The 3027-nt window shown below is 60.2% G+C and carries 2 protein-coding genes; one reads left to right on the forward strand and one right to left on the reverse strand.

Going from position 1 to position 3027, the window contains the following annotated elements:
- On the forward strand, positions 1-180 hold a 180-nt coding region (locus tag GTK01_RS20795; protein WP_252929752.1), incomplete at its 5' end, for a hypothetical protein.
- Positions 181-210: 30 nt separating this feature from the next.
- Here GTK01_RS20795 and GTK01_RS20800 read toward each other — a convergent pair.
- On the reverse strand, positions 211-3027 hold a 2817-nt coding region (locus tag GTK01_RS20800; protein ID WP_252929754.1), incomplete at its 5' end, for a TrlF family AAA-like ATPase.

A 3027-nucleotide genomic window follows, 5' to 3' on the forward strand; every position in this document is an offset into this window, starting at 1 on the left:
TTGAAGTATTCGCCGGTTACGTCGACTATCAATACGAACTTGCTGCCAGAGTTGGGCGGGCTTTGGATCAGCTATCAGTTCGTGGTCAACCGGTTTGCGACCGCAAAATGGTTGGATGAGCTTGAATGGCGTAACGCAACAGCGAACGCAGATAGCGTTGCCGGGCAATTCTCCCGCTGACGCCCTGATCGGTTCACATCGGGCCACACGCTAGCGCGCGAGCGCGATCCGCAAGCGGCGTGCCCGATCCTTGAACGCACGTTCTCCGCCTTCGAGTATGTCGCAAGCGATCTTGCGAATCCCAGCCTCCTCAAGACCGCCGGCGCTATAGGTGATCGGCGGCAAACCCTCCGCGCTGTGCGCACCCACTTCCGCGACGATGATCTGATCGGCATCGGTGTTGATGACCAGGTTGGCGTTGTGCGTCACCATGATCACCTGCCGCTTGCGTTTCGCAGCAAGAAATAAGGGCACGAGTTCGTCATAGATGGATTTCGGGTCGAGATTCTCCTCCGGCTGATCGATGATCAGCGGCCTGTCATCGGCATCGTCGAGGGCCAAATACAGGAGAACGAGGACGATGCCGCGGGTTCCGGGCGAGAGCTTCCTGATATCGATGCCGTCGTATCGGATCCCATATTCGATTGAAATGTGGTCCGTGCTGTAGAGCCATTGCGCGAAGCGACGCGACCACGGACGATAGTTCGCCTGATCGGATCGCGGGTATGGCGCCTTGTCGAGCAAGGCTTCCTGATGCTTGTCCCGGAAGGCCTGCATTGCCTTAGAGACCGCGGCGGCGTCGCCGGTCATCCACGCGGGGGCCAGCATCGCGTTGGCTTCCCGTTCGAGCGAGCCGATTCCCTTGAAAGGCCCGCCGCGCAGATCGAACAAATTGTCCTCGCCGCGCTTCGCCCAGGCCCGGACATTCGCCACGCGCGTGACCGAGAACGAGAGCTTCCCCAAGGTGCCGCCGGCTGCCTTCAGGCGCTCCATCAGCGGCGCGTAGAGCTCGTTGAGGACGCGCTCTTCCGAAACGACAGCATCGAAAACCCGGATGTATCCCTGCTCACGGTCGGCGACGAGCGCATCAGCTCTTTCGCGCGCGCCCTCACAATCCTTGAGCTTCTCGATAAGCCGCTCGAGCGCGGTGTTCTCCTCGGCGATGCGTTTCGTCACCGCGGACAGCTTGTTGGCGGTCTCCTTATCAGCGGCGACCAGCTTCTCGAGACGCGCGATTTCAGCCTCAAGAACGGCGAGTGGCATTTTGGCCGGCTCATCGGTGAGGCGAAGAAATGATCCGCCAGCATCGACGGGCGCCGTCGGCGCAGTACCACGCCATGACGCCATTCCGCGCTGCGCCTCGGCGGCCTTCTGAGTTACCGATTGATCCACATTGCCCGAATATGTGAGAAGGAAGCGCTTCCAATCGTCATCCTCCAGTCCAGAGCGTTGGTGGCGATCCTGCATGGACCGCAGAACTTCGGGAGCCTTGTTCTGTCTCAGGTCCTGGACCTCATTCCTGACGCCAACGACGGCGGCTTGCTGGTTGGCGAAATACCGGATGTATCCACGCACGGTCTCTGCGGCCGCAATGATCTCCTGGAGCCGCTCCGCTGCTTTGTTCGGCCCCTTTGGCAGGAGGTTCTTGCGATCGCCTTCATATCGCGCAATCAGCTTCTTCCTTTCCTCGATTTGCGACTTCAACGAACCGACCTGCCGCGTCTTCTCGATCTCCGCGCCGATCTGCTCCGAGATTGTCGCCAGCGCCGCCTCCTCGCGCTCGCGCGTATCGCGATATTCTTTCGCGCGGAGCTCGAGCAACTCGTCAAAGTCGACGGCACCGTCACGTTCAAGGGATGGGTGAGCCTCGAAGATGACGCGTTCAATTTCCCTGATGAGCGTCGGCATGCCCTCAATGGAGCAGAGAGTTTCGACGAATTGCTGGGATAGATAACGCGCTCGCGGATAGGCCTCCGACGACCAATTCACCGGCGAGTCGAGAGACGCCGTCGTGTGATCACCACTCCCCCACTTCAATACGACACTCGCGCCGGCGAGGTGCTCGGCGGCGCGGCCGAGGAAAGACGGGCGCTCTTCCGACGGCTCATACGAGTCACAGCCCGCCGCGATGACATCCGCGAGCGCGGTCTTTCCGGACCCGCGGGCGCCGATAATCGCGACCAGACCGGGGTTAAGTTTCAGTTTGGGGGTCTTCGCCCAAGGTGCATCGGAAATCGTCACCTCGTCGATAATCTGGGACGGTGCGGCCCATTTCGGTGGCTCGGGGGCCACGTATGCGCGTTCGGGATCGAGACAGGCCTGCCTCAACGCATCGAAGCTCGGCACACCCTTGATCCAGCAGAAACGATCTTCGGCAGGTTTCGCAACCCGTGACAGTTCATGAGCGTCCGATCCCCAGATGCAAGGCTTGCAGCCGCCGTACCGTTCGCGCAGCTCGTCGATATCGGCTTTGCCATGACCCAGCCAAAAGTCTCGTTGTTTTAGACTGCTGGCGAAGATGGCGTGGGCGGCCTTCTCGATCTCTCCGCGCAGGGTGGCGTCTGCCGCTTCTTTGACGCCGGATGTTCCATCCGCGTTTCCTGAAACCGCGATGAGAATATTATCGCGTGCCCATTCCATGCGATGCGCATCGATGAGATTGTCGAGCGAGACTTTGAACTGGGTGCAGCCATGTCGAAGCGCATCCTCATCGTCGGTCTTGGTCGGACCAGAGCGGCGGCCGAGGCGAATGAGATCGGAGGGCGTGCAGGCAAACTTGTCGTTAAACGCTCCAAAAACGAGTTGGGCGAGGAATCTGTTGAGCTCGGTAATGTGGTTTGGATCGTCGGGGCAAACCAGGAGGTGGATATTGACGAAATTGCCTTTCACCGTTCCGGTGTTGAGCCGCAGCTCGATGTTCGGGAATAGGAGATCGCAATCGGGCAGCCGGCCGGTGTCCTTGTGCGCTCGAACGTGCTCGTAGGACCGGGTGACGCAGTAGTCGGTCACGCCTATGGCGCGCAGTTT

Origin of the sequence: Aliihoeflea sp. 40Bstr573 (assembly GCF_024105655.1) — a bacterium.
Lineage (GTDB): Bacteria > Pseudomonadota > Alphaproteobacteria > Rhizobiales > Rhizobiaceae > Aliihoeflea.